The organism is Curtobacterium sp. Leaf183 (assembly GCF_001424385.1).
In the GTDB taxonomy this organism is placed as follows: Bacteria; Actinomycetota; Actinomycetes; order Actinomycetales; family Microbacteriaceae; genus Curtobacterium.
Genome location: NZ_LMPO01000008.1, coordinates 928,496 through 950,320, shown reverse-complemented (window position 1 = coordinate 950,320; position 21,825 = coordinate 928,496). Strand labels below are relative to the sequence as shown.

The window sequence follows — 21,825 nt, the reverse complement described above, 5'->3', positions numbered from 1 at the left end:
GGGGGGGGGGCGGTCTCGTGCTCGCCCTCGGTGACAGCGTGGTCGTCACCGACCCGGACGGCGGGGAGCCCAGGACGATCGCCCGCGTCGAGCACGCGCACGCCGGCATCCGGTTCAACGAGGGCAAGTGTGACCCCTTCGGCCGGTTCCTGGTCGGCAGCATGGACCTGACCACGGGGGAGCCCGACGGTGCGCTGTACGCGGTGGAGGCGGACGGCACGACCCGGCTGCTGCGCGGCGGCTTCGGGACCACGAACGGCATCGAGTGGTCACCCGACGGCGACGTGATGTACGTCACGGACACCAGCACGTCGACGATCTACCGTGGGTCGTACGGCCCGGACGGCGAGCTCGGCGAACTCGAGCCCTTCGTCGCCGGCGCCGCACACGACGGCCTGGTCCGAGACGACGAGGGCTGCTTCTGGGGTGCGATCTACGGCGGCGGCCGGGTCGAGCGGTACGACGCCTCCGGCGCGCACCTGGAGACCGTCGAGGTCCCGGCGCCGAACGTCACGTCGGTCGCCTTCGGAGGTGCCGACATGGGCACGCTGTTCGTCGCGACCGCCCGCGAGAACGCGACCGAGGATCAGCTCGAGCAGCACCCGCACTCCGGTGCCGTCTTCGCGGTGCCGACCCGTGTGCACGGGTTCCCTGCGAACACCTTCGGGGGCTGACCCGCCGGGCAACGCCTGGACGGGGGACACGGGCGGTAGTCTGGGCGACCGCCGACCCCGAGGAGACGCCCGTGAACGAGCAGGCCCCGCGTCACGCCGACGCGCTGGACGCGGAGACCGCCGACGTCGTGGTGAAGGTCGACCGGGTCCCGGTCGACCACACGTACGTGCGGGTGTCCTCGATCGGCGAGGTCGGCGAGCGCTCCTTCCTGCTCGTGGCGGGCCTGGGCATCGCGTCGACCTACTACGAGCGGCTCGCGCCGAACCTCGAGGAGTTCGGCCCCGTCCGCGCCCTCGACCTGCCCGGGTTCGCCGGGGTGCCGAAGTTCCGGGGCGCCGTGTCGATCGAGCGCTACGCCGACGCCGTCGAGACGGTCATCGCCGAGCTCGGTCTGACCAACCCCGTGCTGGTCGGCCACTCGATGGGGACCCAGGTCGTCACCGAGGTCGCTGCCCGGCACCCCGAGTACACCCACGTCGTCCTGATCAGCCCGGTCGTCGACTCGACGGCCCGCACGATCAGCGAGTCCGCCGTCCGCTTCGTCCGGTCGGCGGTGCACGAACCGGCAGCGGTCCGGTGGCACGCCGTCACCGCGTACGCACTGTGCGGCTGGCACTGGTTCCGGAAGGTGCTGCCGAAGATGGTCGCCTTCCCCATCGAGCAGCGCGCCCCGCACGTCCAGGCGCGGGTCCTCATCGTCCGTGGGGAGCGCGACGCGATGGTCCCGCGCGACTGGGTGCGGCGGTTGGCCCGGGTGTTCCCGTACGCGGTCCTGCGCGAGGTGGTGGGCGGCGCGCACTCGGTGATGCACGCCCAGGCCGATGCCGTCGCGCACCTGGCGGTCGCGCACGTCCGCGACGAGATCCCGGACCGCGGAGTGTCGTCGATGCAGCGCGTCCGCGACGACTCGACCGCGACCGACCTGTCGCGGCTCAGCCCGGGGGACGCCTGGCTGGTCGTGCGCGCGCGGTTCAAGGAGCTGCTCGGCATGGCGAAGGGCGACGACGAGGTGCTCGAGGCCGGCAAGTCCGCGCACGCGCTCGCGATGGCCGACGACGCCGACGACCCCGTGCCGGAGTCCGTCCGCCACGAGATCGTCGAGGCCGTGGCGCCCGAGCTGGACCGCACGGACAGCAAGCCGGCAGAACCGCGCGACCCGGGTCACTGACGACGAACGGGAGGCCCGTCACCGGTCCCGGGACCGGTGACGGGCCTCCCGTCGGTTGCGCCCACGGCGCGTGGTCTGCGCTCAGGCCGTGATGCGGCCCGGCAGCATGTCGGCCGTCAGGGAGTTCGCGTCGGCGAGCACCTTGCGGGCCTCGTCGGTCTTGTCCCACACGTTCCAGAGCAGCACGCCCCGGACCGTGTCGTCGTCGTCCAGGTAGTAGACGACGCCGGTGACGGTCGGGTCCTGCCAGTCCTCGACGGTCCGCAAGTGACTCGACACCTGGCCGACGGCCTCGTAGCCCATGTCGAACACGTCCGAGTAGTACATCGGCGTGTGGTCGTAGGTCTCGTCGGCGTCCGCGAGGTTGCGGCCGGCCTGTCGCCCCTGCTGCTGGGCGTTGTCGACGTGCTCGACGCGGCGCGTGCCGAGGATCCGGTCCGGGTACTCCGCGACGTCACCCGCCGCGAACACCGACGGGTCGTCGGTCACCAGCGTCGAGGACACCACGATGCCGTCGTCGACGCGCAGTCCGGCAGCCGAGGCGAGCTCGGTCGCGGGCTCGATGCCGAGTCCGGCGACGACCGCGTCGGCCTCGATGACCGAGCCGTCGTCGAGTGTCAGCGTCACACCGGAGCCCGTGTCGGTCCCCGTCGTCACACGACGGCCGGTGCGCAGTTCCACACCGTGGTCGACGAACCGCTGTTGGAACGCGGCGGCCAGGCCCGGCGGGAACATGTTCCCGCCGACGACCTCGTCCGGGTCGACGAACGTCACGCGCGCGCCGTTCTGGACGACGCCGGACGCGATCTCGGTGCCGATGTACCCGCCGCCGACCACGACCACGTGGGCACCCGCATCGGCGAGCGCGCGGAGCCGGCGGTAGTCGTCAGCGCTGCGGTAGCTCAGCACGCGGTCGGACGGCTGCAGGTCGGGGAGCCCGCGCGGGTGCCCGCCCGTGGCGATGAGCAACCGCTCGTAGCCGTGGGTGGTGCCGTCGGACGTCCGGACGGTCTTGGCGTCACGGTCGATCGCCGTCACGACGGTCCCGAGCAGGAACTCGGCACCGGTCTCCTCGGTGTGCAGGTCGACCTTCTCGTCCCAGCTGAAGTCCGGGTCGGTCCAGAGCTTCTTGGACAGCGCCGGGCGGGCGTACGGGCGGTCGGTCTCCTCGCTGAGGATGCCGATCGTTCCGGACTCGTCGATCTCGCGGATGCCTCGGGCGGCCGCGTCGGCGACCATCCCGCCGCCGACGATGAGGTAGCGGTAGTCCGTCATGGTGTCGACGTCGCCGTCAGGCGTGCGTCGAGGCCTCGGCCGTCGACGGCGTCACCGCGGCAGCCAGCGGCGTGCTCGGTGCGCGGTTCTCGGCGCTGACCATCCAGGCGAGCTGCTCGAGGCGCTCGATGAAGCCGTGGAGCAGGTCCGCGGTCGTCGGGTCCTCGTCGTCGACCTCGTCGTGCACGTCGCGCATGGTGCCGGTCGCCTGGTACAGGCGCAGCGTGATCTGGTCGATCGCGTCGTGCGTCGTGATCTCGCCGTCCGGGAACTGGTCGAGGTGGCTCTGCGCGGCGACCGTGGAGGAACGCCCGTCCGGCACGGCGTACAGGGCGCGCATGCGCTCCGCAGTGTCGTCGGCGAACTCACGAGCAGCGTCGACGATCTCGTCGAGCTGCAGGTGCAGGTCGCGGAAGTTCGTGCCGAGGATGTTCCAGTGCGCCTGCTTCCCCTGGACGTGCAGGTCGATGAGGTCCACGAGGACCGCCTGGAGGTTCTTGGCCATCTTGTCCGATGCGTGCATGATGACTCCTTTCGCGTCGGTGACCCTTCCGGTCTACGCGGTGCGGCAGGAGGCCTTCACAGTGCACGGTGAGGGTTCGTCCCCCGGGCGCCGGTCCGACCCGGTCAGTGCGTCGTCGCGGGGTCCACCTGGTCGACGGCGTCGCGCATGTGCTCGAGGAAGAACGCGACCGTTCGGGCGTCGTCGGCGGAGAGTCCCTCGGCGATGGACATCATCCGACGGTGCATCACGCCGAGGGTGGCGCGGACCTCGTCGTCGGTCTCGATGGTCGGGGTGATGACGAGGGCACGACGGTCGGTCGGGTGGGGGTGCCGGCGGACGTGGTTGCTCTTGACGAGGCGGTCGATGAGGATCGTCGTCGACGCGGAGCTGATCTTCAGGTACTTCGCCAGGTCCTTGGGGCTCACCATGGTGCCGGTGCGCTGGGCCTGCAGCAGGAACCGGACGGCCAGCAGGTCGGTCTCGCCCATGCCCATCGAGTCACGGGTGCGTCGCCGCATGGCGGTCTCGGCGGCTCGGTATCGACGGAGCGCGTTGAGGACGGCGACACCGCGCTGGGTCGCGTCGTCGTCGGGGAACCAGTACCCGGACGCCTCGGTGATCTCCGTCGTGGTGGACATGCTCGGTAGCGTAACCCGCCTGGTAGCCAGGCTGCCTAGCGAACGTCCGGGTTGCGAGCAGACGTCCAGACAGACGGACGGGAGGCCCGTGGCGGTCTCGCCACGGGCCTCCCGTCCGTGCTGGGGTCGCGTCGCGACCGTCGGGCAGGTGCGCGGATGCGCTACGCGGCGACCCGCTCGGCCGCGGCCGTGGCGATCGCGTCGAGCGTCTGCTGCAGCTGCTCGGTGACCTCGGCGTCCTCGCGCGGGTGCGTCTCGGCGAAGCGGACGACCGACTGCGGGATCGCGACCTTGACGTCCTCGAGCACCGCGGCACCGGCGATCCCGGCCGCCTTGCGGGCGTCGTCGTGCGCCCAGACGCCGCCGTACTGGCCGAATGCCGAACCGATCACGGCGAGCGGCTTGCCGGAGATCGGCGAGGCACCGAACGGACGCGAGGCCCAGTCGAGCGCGTTCTTCAGCACGGCCGGGATCGTGCCGTTGTACTCCGGCGTGATCAGGAGGATGCCGTCGGCGTCGGCGATCGCCTGGCGGAACGCGACCGCTGCCTCGGGCGGGGTGTCGCCGTCGATGTCCTCGTTGTAGAAGGGCAGGTCGACGATGCCGTCGTACACGGACAGGTCGATGCCCTCGGGGGCGTGGTCGATCGCCGCTTCGGCGAGCTGGCGGTTGATGGAGCCGGCGCGGAGGCTGCCGACGAGCACGACGACGTTCGTCATGGTGACCCTTTCGTTGCGATGGTCCGTTGTCCAACGGAATGGTTACAGCAACAACCAATGCGTTCGCAGTGATCGGCATTCCCGCGCGGTCCGTGAGCGGCGTGTCGAGCGTGGGTACGCTCGGCGGGGTGACTCTCCGCACGCCCTCCAGCACCCCCGACACCCCCGACCCGAACTGGTGGCGGCAGGCCGTCGTCTACCAGGTCTACCCGCGCAGCTTCGCCGACTCGAACGCCGACGGGCTCGGTGACGTCGAGGGCATCACCAGCGGCGTGCCGTACCTGGCGTCGCTCGGCGTCGACGCGATCTGGCTCTCGCCGTTCTTCCCCTCGCCGCTCGCCGACGGCGGCTACGACGTGGCCGACTACCGCGACGTCGACCCGCGGCTCGGTACCCTCGACGACTTCGACCAGCTGGTCCGGACCGCACACGCCCACGACGTCCGGATCATCGTCGACGTCGTCCCGAACCACACCTCGGACCAGCACGCCTGGTTCCGTGCCGCGCTCGCCGCTGCGCCCGGTTCGCCGGAGCGGGCGCGCTACGTCTTCCGCCAGGGATCGGGGCCGGACGGCTCGCTCCCGCCGAGCGACTGGGTGTCGAACTTCGGGGGGTCGGCCTGGACACGGGTGCCCGACGGGGAGTGGTACCTGCACCTGTTCGCACCCGAGCAGCCCGACCTGGACTGGTCGAACCCCTCGGTGCGGAGCGACTTCGAGGACACCCTGCGGTTCTGGTCGGACCGCGGGGTCGACGGGTTCCGAGTGGACGTCGCGCACGGCCTGGCAAAGGACCTGTCGGTGCCCTACCGGGCGTCGAACGGACACCAGCTGCCGCTGGACGGTTCCGACCCGCTGTACGACCGTGACGAGGTGCACGAGATCTTCGCCACGTGGCGCACCGTGCTCGACGAGTACGACCCGCCCCGGGCCGCGATCGCCGAAGCGTGGACACCTGCACCGCGCCGTGTGCTGTACGCGCGGCCGACCGAGCTCGGGCAGGCGTTCAACTTCGACCTGCTCGAGGCCGCGTTCGACCCCGGGGTCTTCCGGGACCTCGTCGAACAGAACCTCGCGATGTCCGCGCACTCCGGCGCATCGAGCACCTGGGTGCTGTCGAACCACGACGTCGTCCGGCACGCCACGCGCTACGGGCTGCCGCTCGGCACGGACACGGACGCGTGGCTGATGACCGACGGCACCACGCCGCCGCTCGACCGTGCGCTGGGGCTGCGTCGCGCGCGCGCCGCGTCGATGCTGCTCCTCGCGCTGCCCGGCTCGACCTACGTGTACCAGGGCGAGGAACTCGGGCTGCACGAGGCGGCGGCGATCCCGCGCGACCAGCTGCAGGACCCGAAGTGGCTGCGGTCCGGCCACACCGTCAAGGGCCGGGACGGCTGCCGGGTGCCGATCCCCTGGACGTCGTCGGGGCCGTCCTTCGGCTTCGGGGACGTGGCACCGTTCCTGCCGCAGCCGGTCGACTTCGGGGCGTCGTCGGTCGAGGCGCTCGAGGGCGACCCCGACTCCACGCTGTCGATGTACCGGCAGGTGCTCGCCGCACGACGACGGCTGCAGCAGGGGGAGTCGCTGACGTGGCTGGACACCCCGGCGGCGGTCGTCGGGTTCGCCCGGCACGATGGGTGGCGCTCGTACACGAACTTCGGCGACGCGCCGGTGCCGATGCCGTCCGGGACGGTGCTGCTGGCGTCGGGTCCGCTCGGCGACGGCGAGCTGCCCGGGGCGACGACGGTCTGGGTGGCGTAGGTCTCCTTCCTCCACCGTTCGACCTCGGCGTTCGGTCGTCCACAGATCGGGTCCGGCCCCGGCGGCCGGGATGCCCGGATCGCGACGATCGGTGCATGAACAGACCACTCACTGCTGCTCGTCCACCCGTCGGATCCTCCCGAGCGGTGCGCCGGGGCGTCGGGGCCCTCGTGGCGCTCGGCGGCCTGGCGCTCGCCGCGCTCCCGACCGCCCTCGCACCGCCACCGCCCGCGTCCGCCGCCGACCTCGCCTTCCCATGGGAGCAGGACTTCTCGACCGCGCAGGGCGGGGTGCTGAGCGGGGACGCCCGCATCCTCGACGGACGACTCCGGCTCACCGACGACCTGCCCAGCCAGGCCGGCTCGTGGGCCACGACCGACACGTTCCCGTCGACCGACGGACTCGAGATCGAGTTCGACTACGCGATGTACTCCGACGGCGCTGGGTTGCGGGCCGACGGGCTGCTGCTCTACCTGGCGGACGGAGCGGCCGCGCCCGGCGTCGGCGCACGCGGTGCAGGGCTCGGGTACAGCTGTGTCCGCCAGGCCACCCAGGGCGCGGGGACCTGTGACGTCCCGGGCGTCCCCGGCGGGTTCGCCGCCGTCGCGCTCGACCGGTACGGCAACTTCTCGCTGCCGATCAACGGCAGCGGTCCGGGCGCCCGGCCGGACTCGGTCGTGGTCCGTGGCTCGGGTGACGGCCTGTCGGGGTACCGGTACGTCACGGGCGTCCTCGCCCCGGGCGGTGTCGGCACGTCGGGCACCACGACCAGGAAGGTCCGCGTCACCCTGCTGCCCGGGGACGACGGGGAGCTGGCGGTGACCGTGCGCATCGCCGAGGGGGGTGCCCTGCGGACCGTCCTCGACGCCGTGCCCCTGCACGGCGACGGTCAGGCGGCGCTGCCGCCCACGCTCCGACTCGGGTTCGCCGGGGCCACCGGGTCGTCCGTCGACGTGCACGAGATCGACCACCTGCGGGTCCGCAAGCCGGCTGACCTGCGGGTCGAGCACACCCTGCCGGCGGCATCGGCGGGCGAACACCTGACGTACACCGTCACGGCGTCGAACCACGGCCCCAACGCATCGGACCCCAGCCCGTTCGCCGTCAAGGTCCCGGAAGCACTGCGTGACGTGCGCTGGAAGTGCGCCACCCCGGACACCTGTGGCGACGCCTCGGGCAGCGGCGACGTCGCGACGGACCTGTCGCTGGCGCGGGGTGCCACCGCACAGGTCGTCGTCGAGGGCACGGTCGACCCCGGTGCCAGCGGTCGGTTGGAGAGCCGGGCGACCATCGCGACCGCGCCGGACCTGGCCGACGTCGACGAGACGGACAACGTGTCCGTGGCCTCCGCGCCGGTCACCGCGGTCGCGCAACTCGGTACTGCCAAGTCGGTGTCGCCCGCCACCGAGGTGCACCCTGGCGACGAGCTCGAGTACACCGTCACCGCGCAGAACCACGGTCCTGCCCTCGCCCACGACGTCACGGTGGTCGACGACCTGCCCGCCCCGCTCACCTTCGTCGGCAGCGACGACGACTGCAGCGCCGACGGGCAGCACGTCACCTGTCGCGCGGGCGGAGACCTCGAACCCGACGGTTCGGCCGCCTTCCGGTTCCGCACGGTGCTCGACCCCGACTACCGCGGCGACGGCTCGGACGTGGTGAACGTGGCGACCGCAGCCTCCCCGACCGACCCCGACGGCGGCGACCCCTCGCCCGGTGTGGGCATCGTGGTCGTCGACCCGGACGGGCCGGACCAGCCCGGTCCGTCGCCGACGCCCGGCGCGAGCACCACGCCGACTCCCGTCGCCGGCAGTGGCAGCGCTCCGACAGCCAGGCCAGCCAGCGGCGCAGGACACCGGGACGGGGCGCTCGCGTACACGGGTGCCGACGGACTGGCCGTCCTGGGCGCGGTGGGGGCGGCACTCGCCGCCGCCGGTCTGACCACGTGGTGGGTGCTCTGGCGCCGAGCGAGCGCGTCCACCGGCGACAGCCCGGTCGACTGACGGCGACTCCCGACCTCGGCGCCGCGGACCAGCTCCGCGCTCCCGACCCGGGCCGCGCGGCCGTCCTGCGCGTCCCCGGGTCGGGATGGCCGCCGTTCGGCCCAGGTCGGAGCATCCTCAGCCCCGGGACCGCCCACGAGGCCCGCGCACGGAAGGGGCACATGACCGGCGGCGGTAGGATCGAACCCACGATCCGCATGCCGAAAGAGGTCTCGTGTCCGACTCCGTCGCCGACGCACACCAGCGCGCGCGGTACTGGCCGATCCCCGTCCTCCGGGCCGTCCCGGCCGCAGCCATCGCGCTCGTCATCACCTTCTCCTCGAACCACGCCGCGGGCTACGGCCTGCTGCTGTTCGGGGTGTTCGCCCTCGTCGAGGGCGCGGTCCTCGGCATCGGCTCCGCGACCAGGCTCCGCGACGACCCGCGCTCGCGGCGGACGGCCCTGGCGCAGGCGGTCATCACCGTGGTCGCCGGGATCGTCGCCGTCGCCAGCAACGGGTTCGGGTTGACGGCGTTCATCGCTGTGCTCGTCGTGTTCGCGGTCCTGACCGGGGCACTCGAACTGACGCAGGGCATCCGCGCCCGCGGGCGGTCGCCGTTCGCCCGCGACTGGATGACCATCGGCGGGCTCACGCTGCTGCTGGCGATCGCGTTCCTGGTGACACCGCCGGACTACTCGCAGCAGCTCGGCGGCATCGAGAAGGTCCCCGGCACGCTCGACGCCTCGGTCGTCCTCGTGGGCCTGCTCGGCGCCTACCTCGCCATCGCGGCGGTCTTCCACGTGATCGCCGGCCTCTCGCACAAGTGGGGGACGGTCGCTCCGGCGGCGTCCCCGGACGGAGCACCACACGCATGACCACCCCCAGCCGTCGTGACCGCCTGCGCCCGGTCGAGCTCCTCGGGATCTCCGCGATCGTCGCGGTCTTCGTCGGGCTCGTCGTGCTGTTCTCGACGCGCGAGGTCACGCTCGCGCTGGTCTTCCTCGGCGTCGCGTTCATCGTCGTGGTGGTCGTGCTCGCCATGCTCCAGCTCGCGTCCACCAGCGACCAGGACGACAACGACATGCTCGGCGGCCACAAGACCCCGGGCGAAGGAGACTCCGACGGCTTCCACTGAGGTCCGCAGCCCCCTCCCGGACACCCGCGAGCTCCCGTCGCGGTACCGCCACCGGTACCTGATCCTCGCGGTCTGCTGCATGAGCCTGTTCATCGTCTCGATGGATGCCACGGTGGTGAACGTCGCCCTGCCGTCGATCGGGCGAGAGCTCCACAGCACCATCTCCGGGCTGCAGTGGACGATCGACGCCTACACGCTCGTCCTCGCCAGCCTGCTCATGCTCTCCGGTTCGACCGCGGACCGGATCGGGCGACGCCGGACGTTCCAGATCGGCCTGACCCTGTTCTCCATCGGGTCGCTGCTGTGCTCGATCGCGCCGAGCGTCGGGTGGCTCGTGGTCTTCCGGATGGTGCAGGCGGTCGGCGGCTCGATGATGAACCCCGTGGCGATGTCGATCATCACGGCGACGTTCGACGACGCGAAGGAACGCGCCAAGGCGGTCGGCGTGTGGGGCGCCGTCGTCGGCGTCTCGATGGGGGTCGGCCCGCTCGTCGGTGGCGCGCTCACGGACAGCGTCGGGTGGCGCGCCATCTTCTGGATCAACGTCCCGATCGGCATCGCGGCGATCGTCCTGACGTTCCTGTTCGTGCCGGAGTCCCGGGCATCGAAGCCGCGCCGTCTCGACCCGCTCGGCCAGGGCATCGTCATCGTGTTCCTCGCCACCCTCGTCGGCGGGCTGATCGAGGGGCCCCGGCTCGGATGGGCGTCGGTCGGCACCCTCGGGCTGTTCGTCCTCGCGGCCGTGGCGCTCGTGCTGCTCGTGGTCGTCGAACGCCGGCGCGACGAACCGCTGATCGACGTCCGGTTCTTCCGGAGCATCCCGTTCTCGTCTTCGGTCGTGACCGCGGTGGTGGCCTTCGGCGCGAACGGGGCGTTCCTGTTCCTCAACGCCCTGTACCTGCAAGAGGTCCGTGGCATGACCCCGTTCCAGGCGGGGCTCTGGACGCTGCCGGCCGCCCTGGCGACGATGCTCGTGTCGCCGCTGTCCGGTCGGCTCGTCGCGTCCGTCGGCACGCGCGTGCCGCTCGTGTTGGCGGGCATCGGGATCCTCGGTGGCGGACTCGTGCTCACCACGATCGACGCGCACACGCCGATGCTCGTGCTGGTGGCGGCCTTCGTCCTGTTCGGCTTCGGGTTCGGCATGGTCAACGCGCCGATCACGAACACCGCAGTGTCGGGCATGCCCCGCGCGCAGGCCGGCTCCGCTGCGGCCGTCGCGTCGACGAGCCGTCAGACCGGGGTGTCGCTCGGGGTCGCGCTCGCGGGTACCGTCACGGGCGCGAGCGCCGTGGCGAGCGTCGGCGCGGACTTCGCCGTGGCGACGCACGCGATGTGGTGGATCGTCGTCGGGATCGGTGCCGCGATCGTCGCCGTCGGGTTCGTGTCGTCGTCGGCTGCCGCGCGGCGGTCGGTCGACCGGGTCGCACCCCTGCTCGACGCCTGAGCGATCCGCTCAGCGCCAGCGCCAGCGCCAGCGGCAGCGCCCGCGGCAGCGCCCGCTCCTGCGCCGGCGGCAGCGCCCGCTCCTGCGCCGGCGGCAGCGGCAGCGGCAGCGCCCGCACGGCTCAGCGCCGCGCGGCCACGATGTCCCGCGCCAGCGCCCGGACCGCCCGGGTCGGCTCGACGTCCCCCCGCATCGCGAGCCCCACGCGGAGCGGCTCCACCTCGTCCGACAGCGCGAGGACGACCCCGTCGTGTGCGACACCCGCGTCCGGGACGACCCCGACGCCGAGCCCCGCGGCCGCGAACCGCACGACGGCGGGCATGTCGTTCATCTCCGCGACGATCCGTCGCCGGACGCCGAGGCGCTCGCACGCCTGGTCGAGGATCATCCGGTTGCCGAAGCCGTGCGCCGTGTCGATGAACGACTCGTCGGCGAGTTCCCGGAGGGACACCGCGGCGCGCCCGGCGAGGCGGTGGTCGGGCGCCAGGAAGACCCGGAACGGCATCTCCCGCAACGGCTCCACGACGATGCCCGCCGGCACGACCGGCAGGCCGGAGTACGCCAGGTCGAGCCGCCCCGCCACCAGGTCCTGCACCAGGCCCGTCGTGCCGGACGGCGAGGTCATCAGCTCGACGGTCACGAGCGGGTGCCGCTCCCGGAAGGTCCGGAGCACCCCGGTCAGGTCGACGACGTCCATGCTCGTGAAGATCCCGAGCCGGACCCGCCCCCGCAGGTCGGCGTCGTCCGAGGTCGCCAGGTCCCGCATCCTGTCGAGTGACGCGAGCACTGCGCGTGCGTGCGGCAGCAGGTCCGCACCAGCGGCCGTCAGGACCAGCGCTCGCCCCGTCCGGTGGAACAGCCGCACGTCGAACGAGCGCTCCAGACTCGCGATCCCCGCTGACACCGTGGACTGCGCTGCCCACAGCCGTTCCGCGGCGCGGGTGACGCTGCCCTCGGCCGCAACCGTGACGAACTGTTCGAGCAGCCGTGTCTCCATGGGTTCATCATCGATCAGCTCGATGACGATCATCAAGCGCATCCGTTGGACTCGATGCTCGACGAGGACGATCATCGAGGCATGTCCTCGACCACACAGACCCATGACGCGTCCATCGGCGCTCCCGTCGTCGAAGCCCCTCGGGGACGCCGGGCGCACACCCGCCGACGCCACGACGTCGGGTTCTGGGCGGTCGCCTTCGCATTCCTCGCGGTGATGGCGTTCGCGACGGTGCCCGCCCCGCTCTACGTGATCTACCAGGCGCGTGACGGGTTCCCCACGTTCACCACGACGATCGTCTTCGCGGCGTACGGGGTCGGGGTCGTCGGGTCGCTCTGGCTCGCCGGGCACCTCAGCGACGTGCACGGCCGCAAGCCGCTCATCCTCGTGTCCATCGCCCTCGAACTCGTCGCCGCCGTGCTGTTCCTGGTGTGGAACGACGTCAGCGGCCTCATCGTCGCGCGGCTCGTCACCGGGCTGGGCATCGGGACGCTGACCGCCACGGCGACGGCGCACCTCGGCGAGCTCCGGGTCCGTGCAACCGGCGACGAGGGGTCGGCGAAGGGCGCAAGCGTCGCGGCCGGCGTGGTGAACCTGGGGGGTCTGTCGCTCGGCGCCCTGGTCGGGGGAGCCCTGGCCGAGTTCGTCGGACAGCCGCTCCTGGTGCCGTACGCGGTCTTCGTCGTCGCGCTCGTCGTGGCCTTCGTCGTCGTCCTCGTCGCACCCGAGACGGTCGGCCGCCCCGAGCAGCGCGTGCCCTACCGCCCGCAGCGCATCCAGGCGCCGGCGGGCAAGGGCGCCGCGTTCTGGGCCGCGGGGACCGGCGCGTTCGCCGCGCTGGCGGTGCAGGGGCTGTTCACCTCGGTCGCCCCGACGTTCCTCGGCACCACCTTCCACGTCACCGACCGTCTGGCGGCCGGCGCGACGACCTTCGGGGTCTTCGCCGCGAGTGCGCTGTCGCAGGTCGTCTTCGCCCGGCTGGCGCAGCGCACGCAGATCCGTCTCGGCATGGTCCTGCTCGTCGTCGGTCTGGCGGTCCTCGCGGTCTCGGCGGTCGTACTGCAGGTCGCGGGCTTCATCGGGGGCGGGGTCGTCGCCGGGGCGGGCGTCGGCCTGCTCTTCCGCGCCAGCATCGGCAGCGCCGGTGCCCTCGCCGAGCCCGAGCAGCGCGGCGGGGTCCTCGCCACCGTCTTCCTCATCGCGTACGCCGGGCTGACCGTGCCGGTCGTCGCCGTCGGAGCGGCGCTGCTGGTGCTGCCGACGCTCCCCGTCCTCATCGGGTACGTGGTCCTCGTCTCCGTCCTGGCCGTCGTCGCCGGGGTCCGGCTGGCCGCGCGCGCCTGAGGCGACCAGGGCCTCCCGGTCGGCCGCGCGTCTGACGTCACCGGGCCTCCAGACCGGACGGGAGGCCCGGACCGGCTCCGGCATACTGGCCGCATGCCGTCGCGACGCAACCGTTCCGTCCTGACCGGACTCGCCGCGCTCGTGGCGGCCGGGCTGGTGGCCGGCGGGTTCGCGCTCACCGCGCAGCAGGGTGCGGACGACCCGGTGCTCGCCGGACCGTCGGCATCGTCGGTGCCCACGGCCGAGGCCACGGCGGACGGCGTGGTCGTGCTCGACCGGCGGGGGCCGGACCTGCCCGGCAGCGACGTCCTCGACCGGTGCGACGCCAGCAGCCGGGCGGACGTCGCGCGCTACGACACGACGGCCCTCGGCGAGGTGGTCATGCAGTGCGGCAACTCCAGCCAGGGGTACGAGCACATCCGGGTGCGGCACACCGGCGACTGGCAGGACGTCCTGGGCGGGCAGGGCGATCGTGACTGGGACGACGCGATGCTCACGGCGGTGCAGTCCGCGCTCACGACGCCGCGTTCGGGCTTCCCGCGCGATGCCGGCGACGGCAAGGTCTGCTACGCCGCGGCCATGCGGTTCGACGACGGGTCCACGCCGACGCCCGACGCGTTCGTGAAGGTCATCGTCTCGCGCACCACCGACCGCGTCATCACCGCCTACCCCACCCGCACCGACGACTGCTGACCCCGGCTGTGCCGGGCTGGGTGTGCGCGGAGGTGCGTTGTCGCGTGTGTGTGTGTGGACGCGTCGCGTGCGGGGGCAGTGCCGATGTCGTACGACAGCGGTGGTGTCGTTCGGGTGGCGGGGTGCCGGTGGCGCGGCAGTGACGGTGTCGTACGACAGCGGTGGTGTCGTTCGGGTGGCGGGGTGCCGGTGGCGCGACAGTGACGGTGTCGTACGACAGCGGTGGTGTCGTTCGGGTGGCGGGGGGCCGGTGGCGCGACGGTGACGATGTCGTACGTCATCGGTGGTGTCGTTCGGGTGGCGGGGGGCCGGTGGCGCGACGGTGACGGTGTCGTACGACATCGGAGGTGTCGCACGTGTGGCCCACACCAGGGAGAGCGCCCGCCGCCCTACGCGTGCACGTCGTGCTCGTGCCGCTGGTGCGACGCGGGCTCGAGCTGGAACGTGGAGTGCTCGACCGGCACGTCGAAGTGCTCGGCCACGCACTGCTGCAGCTCGTCGAGGATGGCCGGCGCGTGCGAGGTCGTGAAGCAGTGGTCGTCCACCACCACGTGCGCGGTCAGGTTCGGCACGCCGGTTGCCACGAGCGTGGCGTGCAGGTCGTGCACGGCGATGACGTGGTCGAGCTCGAGGATGTGGCCGCGCACGTCCTCGAGGTCGAGCCCCGGCGGCGTCGACTCGAGCAGCACGTTCGCCGTCTCGCGCAGCAGCCGGACGGCCCGGGGCAGGATGAGCCCGCCGATGACGATGGCCGCGATCGAGTCCGCACGTTCCCACCCGGTCAACGACAGCACGACGGCCGCGACGATGACCGCGACGGACCCGAGCGCGTCGTTGAGGACCTCGAGCCGCGCGGCCCGCGACGTGAAGTTCTCGCCCGAGGCCCGCATCAGCACGGCGAAGGCGAGCAGGTTGCCGACGAGCCCGATGATCCCGAACACCAGCAGTGGACCGGCGTGGATCTCGGCGGGCACGAACAGGCGCTGGATCGCGGACACGATGACGAACACCCCGACCGCGAGCAGGATCGCCGCCTGGGCCGTCGCACCGAGCACCTCGGCCCGCTGGAACCCCCACGTGCGCTGCGAGGTGGGCGAGCGCCGGGCGAGCCGTGTGGCCACGAGCCCGATGCCGATCCCGCCGGTGTCGACGACCATGTGCCCGGCGTCGACCAGCAGCGCGAGCGACCCGGTGACGACCGCGCCGACGACCTCGGCGAGCAGGATCGTCGCCGAGATGCAGAACGCGACGAGCAGCGCGCGCTCGTTCGCGCCCGCGTGCCCGTGTGCGTGGTCGTGTCCCATGCCTGCAATCGTAGGGACCGCGACCGACGACGTGCCAGGATCGCAAGCGTGACCCGGTCGCCCTACGAGCTGAGCATCGGTGCCGAGGTGCTCGCTCGGCTGCATCCGCGGCTCCGCACGTACTTCGGCCCGGTCCCACCCGGGCACGTCGGCCGGGGTGCCGGTGCCTTCACCGTCGTCGGCACACCACGCCGGTGGCTCTGGCCCGTGCTGGCGCTGTTCGCCCGTGACGCCGTGATGTTCCCGGTCTGGGAGCAGGACGTGCCGTTCACGGTCGAGAACCGCCCGGTCACCGTCCGACGCGGTCGCGCCGGCGGACGCGACGGCCGGCCCACGGCGGGACGGGAGGCTCACCCCGCCGTCCGCGCGCACCGCACCTTCCACTTCCGCACCGGGGACCGCACGATGGTCGACGCCATCACGGCGGAGCCGGCGGGGCTGGTCGACCACCTCGGTCGCCACGGGCGCGTCAGCGCCCGGCTCGCGGTCACGGTCGACACAGACGGCCCGGACGCCGGCGCCCTGCGCCTGGCCTCCACGCGTGTGTCGTTCCACGGGCTGGGACGCGAGTGGAGCCTGCCGGCCGTCGTCAGTCCACGTGTGACGCTCACAGAACGATTCGATGACGAAGCCGACCGGCAGCGCGTGTCCCTGGTGCTCTCGGCGCCGGTGGTCGGCACGCTGTACCGGTACGAGGGGGCGTTCCGGTACGAGATCGCACCGGACACAGGACGGGGGAACACATGAGCGACGACAGCGTCGGGACGACCAGGGGACGCGCGGTGATCGCGGGGGCCAGCGGCTTCGTCGGCCGCTCCCTGCAGGACGCGTTCCGCGACGAGGGCTACGAGGTCGTCACGATCGGCCGCACGGGCGACGCGGTGTGGGGCAACACGCTCCGCGTCCGCGAACTGGTGGACGGCGCCGCGATCGTCGTGAACATGGCGGGCAAGAGCGTGAACTGCCGCTACGGCCGCCGCAACCGGGCGGAGATCATCCGCTCCCGGGTCGACACCACGCTCGAGCTGGGCGAGGCGATCCGCACGTCGGAGCACCCGCCGCCACTGTGGCTGAACGCATCGACCGCGACGATCTACCGGCACGCCGCCGACCGCCCGCAGGACGAGGCGACGGGGGAGCTCGGCGAGGGCTTCTCGGTCGGGGTCGCCCGCGCGTGGGAGGACGCCCTCTTCGCGGCGGACCTGCCCGGCACCCGTCGCGTCGCGCTCCGGATGGCGATCGTGTTCGGCGACGGCAGCGCGCTCGTGCCGCTGCTCCGGCTCGCGCAGGCGGGGCTCGGCGGCCCGCAGTACGACGGCCCGTGGTTCCCGACCCGGTCGCGCCTGGCTGCGGGCACCTACCACCACGACCGACACACCCACGGGCGGCAGAAGTTCAGCTGGATCCACATCGCCGACGTGGTCGGTGCGATCCGCTTCATCCGCGACCACGAGGACCTCGACGGCGCCGTGAACCTGTCGAGCCCCAACCCGTCGGACAACCGCACCGTGATGGCGACGATCCGTGACGCGGTCGGACGGCGCTTCGGGCTGCCGACGTGGCGGTGGATGCTCGAGCTCGGGTCGTTCGCGATCCGGACCGAGACCGAGCTCGTGCTCAAGAGCCGGTGGGTGGTCCCGACGCGCCTGATGCAGGCCGGCTACGAGTTCCGGTACCCCCTGCTGCGCGGTGCACTGGCGCACATCATCGCGGAGCGCCGCCAGCACCGGGGCTGAGCGCCGGCACCGGGCCGGTCTCGGGGATCGCCGCGGTGGGCGCCGGTCGTCCCGACCGCGACGCCCAGAGCACGCCGGCCACGACGACCACGCCGGCCAGCACCTCGACCAGGTCGGGCACCTCGCCGAACGCCACCCACGACGCCAGCACGCCCACGACGGGCACGAGCATCGAGAACGGCGCGACGGTGCTCGACGGGTAGGTGCCGAGCAGCCGCGACCAGATGCCGTACCCGACGAGCGACGCCACCAGCACGATGTACAGCAGGCCGAGGTCGGCCGGCAGCGCCCGGAGCGTGAACGCCGTCCCGAGCGCCTGCCCCATGCGCGTCGGACCCTCGACCACGAACGACAGCACGGCCATCGGGATCGGCGGCACCACCGACCACCACAGCGTCAGGTGCAGCGGGTTCACCGGTCCCACCCGCCGGGTCGCGACGTTGCCGATCGCCCAGCCGAGCGCACCGCACAGCGCCAGCACGACCGGCAGCAGCGCCGCGGTCTGGGAACGGTGCACCGCGATGGCGGCGAGGGCCAGGACGGCGGCCGTGACGCCGAGGACCTGGCGCCCGGTCAGCCGCTCACGCAGGAACACCGCGGCGAGCACGACCGTGAACGGCGCCGACGCCTGCAGCACGAGCGACGCCAGCCCCGAGGGCATGCCGGACGCCATGCTCAGGTAGAGGAACGCGAACTGCAGCACGCCCAGCCCCAGGCCGACCAGCACCAGGCGCCCGAACGGGATCCGCGGCCGCGGGACGAACAGCAGCGTCGGCACCGCCAGCAGCGTGAAGCGCACGGCGGCCAGCAGGAACGGCGGGAAGTGCTCGAGCGCGAGCGCCGTCGCGGGGAAGTTCAGGCCCCAGACGACGGCGACGACGAGCGCGAGGAGACGGTCACGGAGCAGCACCCGACGATCGTCCCGCAGCCGACGCGGAAGGACCAGCGCACGTTCGGACAGCGTCGTTGTAGGGTCCCTGCATGGTCGGGTTCGACGTCGCGCTGCTGCCGGTGCTCCGCGAGCTGCAGGAACGCGGGTCGGTGTCCGCCGTCGCCGCGGCGACCCACCGGACGCCGAGCGCGGTGTCGCAGCAGCTCCGCACACTGCAGCGCCAGGTCGGCGTCCCACTGGTCGAACGCGTCGGTCGCGGCGTGCGACTGACCGACGACGGCCGGGTCCTCGCCGGACTGGCCGCCGGGGTCGCCACCGCCGTCGCGACCGTCGACGCGGCCTGGCAGGAGCACCTCGGCGGCACGACCGGCGCGGTCGACCTGGCGATCTTCCCGTCCGCTGCCGAGCTGCTGCTGCCCGGCCTGCTGACCCGGATGCGTGAGCACCCCGGCATCGAGCTCGTGCTGTCCGACGTCGACGTCAGCGAGGACGAGTTCGCCCCGCTCGCGTCCGACCACGACGTCGTGGTCGGGCACCGTCCCGACGGCGCGCCGGCTCCGGACCGGTCCGCACTCGAGACGGTCGCCCTGCTGCGGGAACCGCTCGACGTCGCCCTGCCCCAGGGCCACCGGCTGGCGGCACGCGGGCGCGTCCGGATCGACGAGGTCGTCGACGAGACGTGGATCGGCGTGCCGGAGGGCTACCCCATCGACCGGGTCCTGACGGCGATGGCCGCCGCGACGGACGCGCCGCCGCAGGTCGCGTTCCGCACGATCCACCTGCCCGTGATCGAGAACCTGGTGGCGGCGGGGCACGGCATCGCGCTGGTCCCGCGCTACACCTCGGGCACGCGGGCGCCGGGGCGGTTCCACCTGGCGGAGCTGGCCGACGTGCGCGCCGGACGGCGCATCGAGGCACTCGTGCGGCCGGACCGGATGGTCCGGCCCGTGGTCCGCACCGTCCTGGAGGCCCTGGTCGCCACGGCCCTCGACGTCACCACCTGAGCCGGTACGGTGCGCGGCGGGGCCGCACCGGGCCTCCTGTCCGTCGCGTCGTCACCGGGACGACGAGACACCGCCGGACTGGCGAGACGCCGCCGGAATGGCGAGACGCCGCCCAATTCGGCGGCGTCTCGCGCGTGCGGCGGTGTCTCGGCGGTGCTCAGACGCCCCGCCGCTCAGACGTCCAGCGGCTCAGACGTCCAGCGGCTCAGACGTCCAGGTGGTCCACCAGCTCGTCCGCCAGCCCCGTGTACGTCGCCGGCGTCAGGGCGGTCAGGCGGGCCTTGGCGCCGTCCGAGATGTCCAGGCCGTTGACGAAGGCGATCAGGTCCTGCTGCCCGATCCGCTTGCCGCGCGTGAGCTCCTTGAGCATCGCGTAGGGGTCCTCGATGTCGGACTGGCCCGCGGTGACCTCGGCGCGGATGACCGTCTGGATCGCCTCGCCGAGCACCTCCCAGTTGCCGTCGAGGTCCTCGGCGAGGCGCTGCTCGTTCACGGCGACCTCGCTCAGCCCACGGCGCAGGTTGTCGAGCGCGAGCAGCGAGTGGCCCATCGCGACGCCGACGTTGCGCTGCGTGGTGGAGTCCGTCAGGTCGCGCTGCAGGCGGCTCGTCACGAGGGTCTCGGACAGCGTGGAGAACAGCGCGGACGAGATCTCGAGGTTCGCCTCGGCGTTCTCGAACCGGATCGGGTTGATCTTGTGCGGCATCGTCGACGACCCCGTCGCGCCGGCGATCGGTATCTGCGTGAAGTACCCCATCGAGATGTAGGTCCACATGTCGGTCGCCAGGTTGTGCAGGATGCGGTTGGCGTGCCGGATCCGGTCGTAGAGCTCGGCCTGCCAGTCGTGCGACTCGATCTGCGTGGTGAGCGGGTTCCATCGCAGGCCGAGGCCCTCGACGAAGGTCCGGGACAGCGTGGGCCAGTCGGCCTCGGGGTCGGCGGCGAGGTGCGCCGAGAACGTGCCGGTGGCGCCGGAGAACTTGCCGAGGTACTCGCTGCCCTCGATCTGCGCCAGCACGCGCTCGAGTCGGTAGACGACCACCGCGAGCTCCTTGCCGAGCGTGGTCGGGGTCGCGGGCTGCCCGTGCGTGTGGGACAGCATCGGGACGGCGCGGAGCTCGGCGGCGACCTCGCGCAGTCGGGCGACGACGGCTCGGAAGGCCGGCAGCCAGACGAGCTCGGTGGCGTCCTTGATCGTGATCGCGTAGGACAGGTTGTTGATGTCCTCGCTGGTGCAGGCGAAGTGCGTGAGCTCGGCGATGGCGTCGAGGCCGAGTTCCGACAGCCGCCGACGGACGAAGTACTCGACGGCTTTGACGTCGTGCCGGGTCGTCGCCTCGATCTGCGCCAGCTCGGCGATCTGCGCCTGGCCGAAGTCCGTGACGACCGCACGCAGGGCCGCCTTGTCGTCGACGCTGAGCGGCGACGTGGTGAACATCGCGTGGTCGGTCAGGAAGACCAGCCACTCCACCTCGACGGTGATGCGCGCACGGTTGAGCCCGGCCTCGGAGAGGTGCTCGCCCACCGTGTGCACGACCGGGTAGTACCGCCCGTCGAGCGGGCTGATCGGCTGCGGGGGAAGGGGGGTCATGGTGCTCCCTGGCGGACGGCCGGTTCGATCTGGTGGAAGAGTGCGCGGCAGGCCCGCTCGACCGTGGACAGCACCCGGTCGAACTCGTGTCGGTCCGCGTAGTACGGGTCCGGCACGTCGGCCTGTTCCGGCCAGGCGTCGTCGTACCGCAGCAGGAGCGTCACCTTCGCGGCGTCGTCCATCGTGGGTGCCCACGAGCGCAGGATGCGTTCGTGGGAGCGGTCGAGTGCGACCACCAGGTCGAGGTCCGGGAACCGGTCCGGGTCGAACTGACGGGCGCGATGCCTGGACCCATCGTATCCGCGCGCCGCCAGGGCAGCGATCGTCCGCTCGTCCGCCGGTTCGCCGACGTGCCAGTCGCCCGTCCCCGCGGACTGCACCTGGAACCGGTCGGTCATCCCGGCGTCGTCGACGAGGCGCTGGAAGACGATCCCGGCCATCGGGGAACGGCAGATGTTGCCGCTGCACACGAACGAGACGCGGAAGGTCGACGGGGCGTCGGCGTCCGTGGTCATGCCCACATCATGGCGTACCGGCAGCGCTCAGGCGCGCGGGCGGTTCAGCACGGGCCGCACGACCAGGCCGATCAGCCACGCGAAGACGGCCAGCACGAAGGCGCCGACGATGCCCCAGCCGAACGACTCGACCTGCAGGCCGAAGCCGATCGCGCTCGAGATGCCGGCGACGATGAGCAGCAGGATCGCGTTCACGACGAACGAGATCAGCCCGAGCGTCAGGATGTACACCGGGAACGCCACGACCCGGATCACGGTGCCGATCACGGCGTTGACGAGCCCGAAGACGAACGCCACGAGCAGGAACGTCAGGACGGTCTCGACGGTGCCGCCGTTGCCGAACGCGGTGACGGTGACGCCGCTGACGATGAGCGTGGTGAGCCAGAGCGCGACGGCGTTGATGACGAGGCGGACGAGGAATCGCATGTGTCCATGATGCCCGG

Annotated in this window: 22 protein-coding genes; 12 read left to right on the top strand and 10 right to left on the bottom strand. The window is 72.3% G+C overall.

Going from position 1 to position 21,825, the window contains the following annotated elements; genetic code table 11:
- Nucleotides 1-674 (top strand): SMP-30/gluconolactonase/LRE family protein (locus tag ASG04_RS10845; RefSeq protein WP_235515511.1); only part of this gene is annotated, 674 nt, incomplete at its 5' end.
- 71 nt (nucleotides 675-745) lie between these two features.
- Complete coding sequence (locus tag ASG04_RS10840) at nucleotides 746-1,843, top strand: alpha/beta fold hydrolase (RefSeq protein WP_056123670.1); 1,098 nt, start codon at nucleotides 746-748, stop codon at nucleotides 1,841-1,843.
- Nucleotides 1,844-1,924: 81 nt separating this feature from the next.
- Here the strand turns inward: ASG04_RS10840 and ASG04_RS10835 are convergent, their stop codons facing one another.
- The 4 genes from ASG04_RS10835 to ASG04_RS10820 all read right to left on the bottom strand — a co-directional run bounded on the left by ASG04_RS10835 (nucleotide 1,925) and on the right by ASG04_RS10820 (nucleotide 4,980).
- Complete coding sequence (locus ASG04_RS10835; protein ID WP_056123666.1) at nucleotides 1,925-3,118, bottom strand: NAD(P)/FAD-dependent oxidoreductase; 1,194 nt, start codon at nucleotides 3,116-3,118, stop codon at nucleotides 1,925-1,927.
- A 16-nt stretch (nucleotides 3,119-3,134) separates the two neighbouring features.
- Nucleotides 3,135-3,641 carry a Dps family protein gene (locus ASG04_RS10830; RefSeq protein ID WP_056123664.1) on the bottom strand — a complete coding sequence of 169 codons (507 nt, stop codon included), beginning with the start codon at nucleotides 3,639-3,641 and terminating at the stop codon, nucleotides 3,135-3,137.
- 104 nt (nucleotides 3,642-3,745) lie between these two features.
- Nucleotides 3,746-4,261 carry a MarR family winged helix-turn-helix transcriptional regulator gene (locus ASG04_RS10825; protein WP_056123661.1) on the bottom strand — a complete coding sequence of 172 codons (516 nt, stop codon included), beginning with the start codon at nucleotides 4,259-4,261 and terminating at the stop codon, nucleotides 3,746-3,748.
- A 161-nt stretch (nucleotides 4,262-4,422) separates the two neighbouring features.
- Complete coding sequence (locus ASG04_RS10820) at nucleotides 4,423-4,980, bottom strand: NADPH-dependent FMN reductase (RefSeq protein ID WP_056123657.1); 558 nt, start codon at nucleotides 4,978-4,980, stop codon at nucleotides 4,423-4,425.
- Nucleotides 4,981-5,018: 38 nt separating this feature from the next.
- Between ASG04_RS10820 and ASG04_RS10815 the strand changes: the two genes are divergently transcribed.
- The 5 genes from ASG04_RS10815 to ASG04_RS10795 all read left to right on the top strand — a co-directional run bounded on the left by ASG04_RS10815 (nucleotide 5,019) and on the right by ASG04_RS10795 (nucleotide 11,306).
- On the top strand, nucleotides 5,019-6,743 hold the full coding sequence (locus ASG04_RS10815) for a glycoside hydrolase family 13 protein (protein WP_156463626.1): 1,725 nt from the start codon (nucleotides 5,019-5,021) through the stop codon (nucleotides 6,741-6,743).
- A gap of 95 nt (nucleotides 6,744-6,838) precedes the next feature.
- On the top strand, nucleotides 6,839-8,746 hold the full coding sequence (locus ASG04_RS10810) for a DUF11 domain-containing protein (RefSeq protein WP_156463625.1): 1,908 nt from the start codon (nucleotides 6,839-6,841) through the stop codon (nucleotides 8,744-8,746).
- A gap of 214 nt (nucleotides 8,747-8,960) precedes the next feature.
- Nucleotides 8,961-9,602: a DUF308 domain-containing protein gene (locus tag ASG04_RS10805; RefSeq protein ID WP_056123652.1), complete on the top strand. Its 642-nt coding sequence runs from the start codon at nucleotides 8,961-8,963 to the stop codon at nucleotides 9,600-9,602.
- Nucleotides 9,599-9,862, top strand: a complete 264-nt coding sequence (locus ASG04_RS10800) for a hypothetical protein (protein WP_056123648.1) — start codon at nucleotides 9,599-9,601, stop codon at nucleotides 9,860-9,862. The genes ASG04_RS10805 and ASG04_RS10800 overlap by 4 nt, the downstream gene beginning before the upstream one ends.
- Before the next feature lie 58 nt (nucleotides 9,863-9,920).
- Nucleotides 9,921-11,306, top strand: coding sequence for an MFS transporter (locus ASG04_RS10795; protein WP_268750898.1), 1,386 nt, complete (start codon nucleotides 9,921-9,923; stop codon nucleotides 11,304-11,306).
- Nucleotides 11,307-11,427: 121 nt separating this feature from the next.
- On the opposite strand, the gene ASG04_RS10790 is transcribed toward ASG04_RS10795, so the two are convergent.
- Entirely contained in the window at nucleotides 11,428-12,336 is a 909-nt protein-coding gene (locus ASG04_RS10790; protein WP_056123641.1) for a LysR family transcriptional regulator, read from the bottom strand.
- A 48-nt stretch (nucleotides 12,337-12,384) separates the two neighbouring features.
- Between ASG04_RS10790 and ASG04_RS10785 the strand changes: the two genes are divergently transcribed.
- Together ASG04_RS10785 and ASG04_RS10780 are read left to right on the top strand one after the other, a co-directional pair.
- A complete protein-coding gene (locus tag ASG04_RS10785; RefSeq protein WP_056124038.1) occupies nucleotides 12,385-13,647 on the top strand; it encodes an MFS transporter in 1,263 nt (420 codons plus the stop codon).
- A gap of 93 nt (nucleotides 13,648-13,740) precedes the next feature.
- Complete coding sequence (locus tag ASG04_RS10780; RefSeq protein WP_056123638.1) at nucleotides 13,741-14,340, top strand: hypothetical protein; 600 nt, start codon at nucleotides 13,741-13,743, stop codon at nucleotides 14,338-14,340.
- A gap of 389 nt (nucleotides 14,341-14,729) precedes the next feature.
- Here ASG04_RS10780 and ASG04_RS10775 read toward each other — a convergent pair whose 3' ends face one another.
- Nucleotides 14,730-15,644 carry a cation diffusion facilitator family transporter gene (locus ASG04_RS10775; RefSeq protein ID WP_056123635.1) on the bottom strand — a complete coding sequence of 305 codons (915 nt, stop codon included), beginning with the start codon at nucleotides 15,642-15,644 and terminating at the stop codon, nucleotides 14,730-14,732.
- A 48-nt stretch (nucleotides 15,645-15,692) separates the two neighbouring features.
- Between ASG04_RS10775 and ASG04_RS10770 the strand changes: the two genes are divergently transcribed.
- On the top strand, nucleotides 15,693-16,391 hold the full coding sequence (locus tag ASG04_RS10770) for a DUF4166 domain-containing protein (RefSeq protein WP_056123632.1): 699 nt from the start codon (nucleotides 15,693-15,695) through the stop codon (nucleotides 16,389-16,391).
- Nucleotides 16,388-17,380, top strand: a complete 993-nt coding sequence (locus tag ASG04_RS10765; protein ID WP_056123629.1) for an epimerase — start codon at nucleotides 16,388-16,390, stop codon at nucleotides 17,378-17,380. Before ASG04_RS10770 ends, ASG04_RS10765 begins: the two co-directional genes overlap by 4 nt.
- Here the strand turns inward: ASG04_RS10765 and ASG04_RS10760 are convergent.
- Entirely contained in the window at nucleotides 17,349-18,290 is a 942-nt protein-coding gene (locus ASG04_RS10760; RefSeq protein WP_056123626.1) for an EamA family transporter, read from the bottom strand. The two genes, ASG04_RS10765 and ASG04_RS10760, sit on opposite strands and share 32 nt — an antisense overlap.
- Nucleotides 18,291-18,361: 71 nt before the next feature.
- Here ASG04_RS10760 and ASG04_RS10755 point away from each other — a divergent pair, with 71 nt between their 5' ends.
- Complete coding sequence (locus tag ASG04_RS10755) at nucleotides 18,362-19,276, top strand: LysR family transcriptional regulator (protein WP_056123623.1); 915 nt, start codon at nucleotides 18,362-18,364, stop codon at nucleotides 19,274-19,276.
- 205 nt (nucleotides 19,277-19,481) lie between these two features.
- Here ASG04_RS10755 and purB read toward each other — a convergent pair whose 3' ends face one another.
- From purB to ASG04_RS10740, 3 genes are read right to left on the bottom strand one after another with little or no spacing between them, the layout of a single operon-like run.
- Nucleotides 19,482-20,867, bottom strand: coding sequence for an adenylosuccinate lyase (gene purB, locus ASG04_RS10750; RefSeq protein ID WP_056123620.1), 1,386 nt, complete (start codon nucleotides 20,865-20,867; stop codon nucleotides 19,482-19,484).
- Nucleotides 20,864-21,382 carry a low molecular weight protein-tyrosine-phosphatase gene (locus ASG04_RS10745; RefSeq protein ID WP_111107615.1) on the bottom strand — a complete coding sequence of 173 codons (519 nt, stop codon included), beginning with the start codon at nucleotides 21,380-21,382 and terminating at the stop codon, nucleotides 20,864-20,866. Before ASG04_RS10745 ends, purB begins: the two co-directional genes overlap by 4 nt.
- A 27-nt stretch (nucleotides 21,383-21,409) precedes the next feature.
- Nucleotides 21,410-21,808, bottom strand: coding sequence for a phage holin family protein (locus ASG04_RS10740; RefSeq protein ID WP_056123614.1), 399 nt, complete (start codon nucleotides 21,806-21,808; stop codon nucleotides 21,410-21,412).
- Between the last annotated feature and the right edge of the window lie 17 nt (nucleotides 21,809-21,825).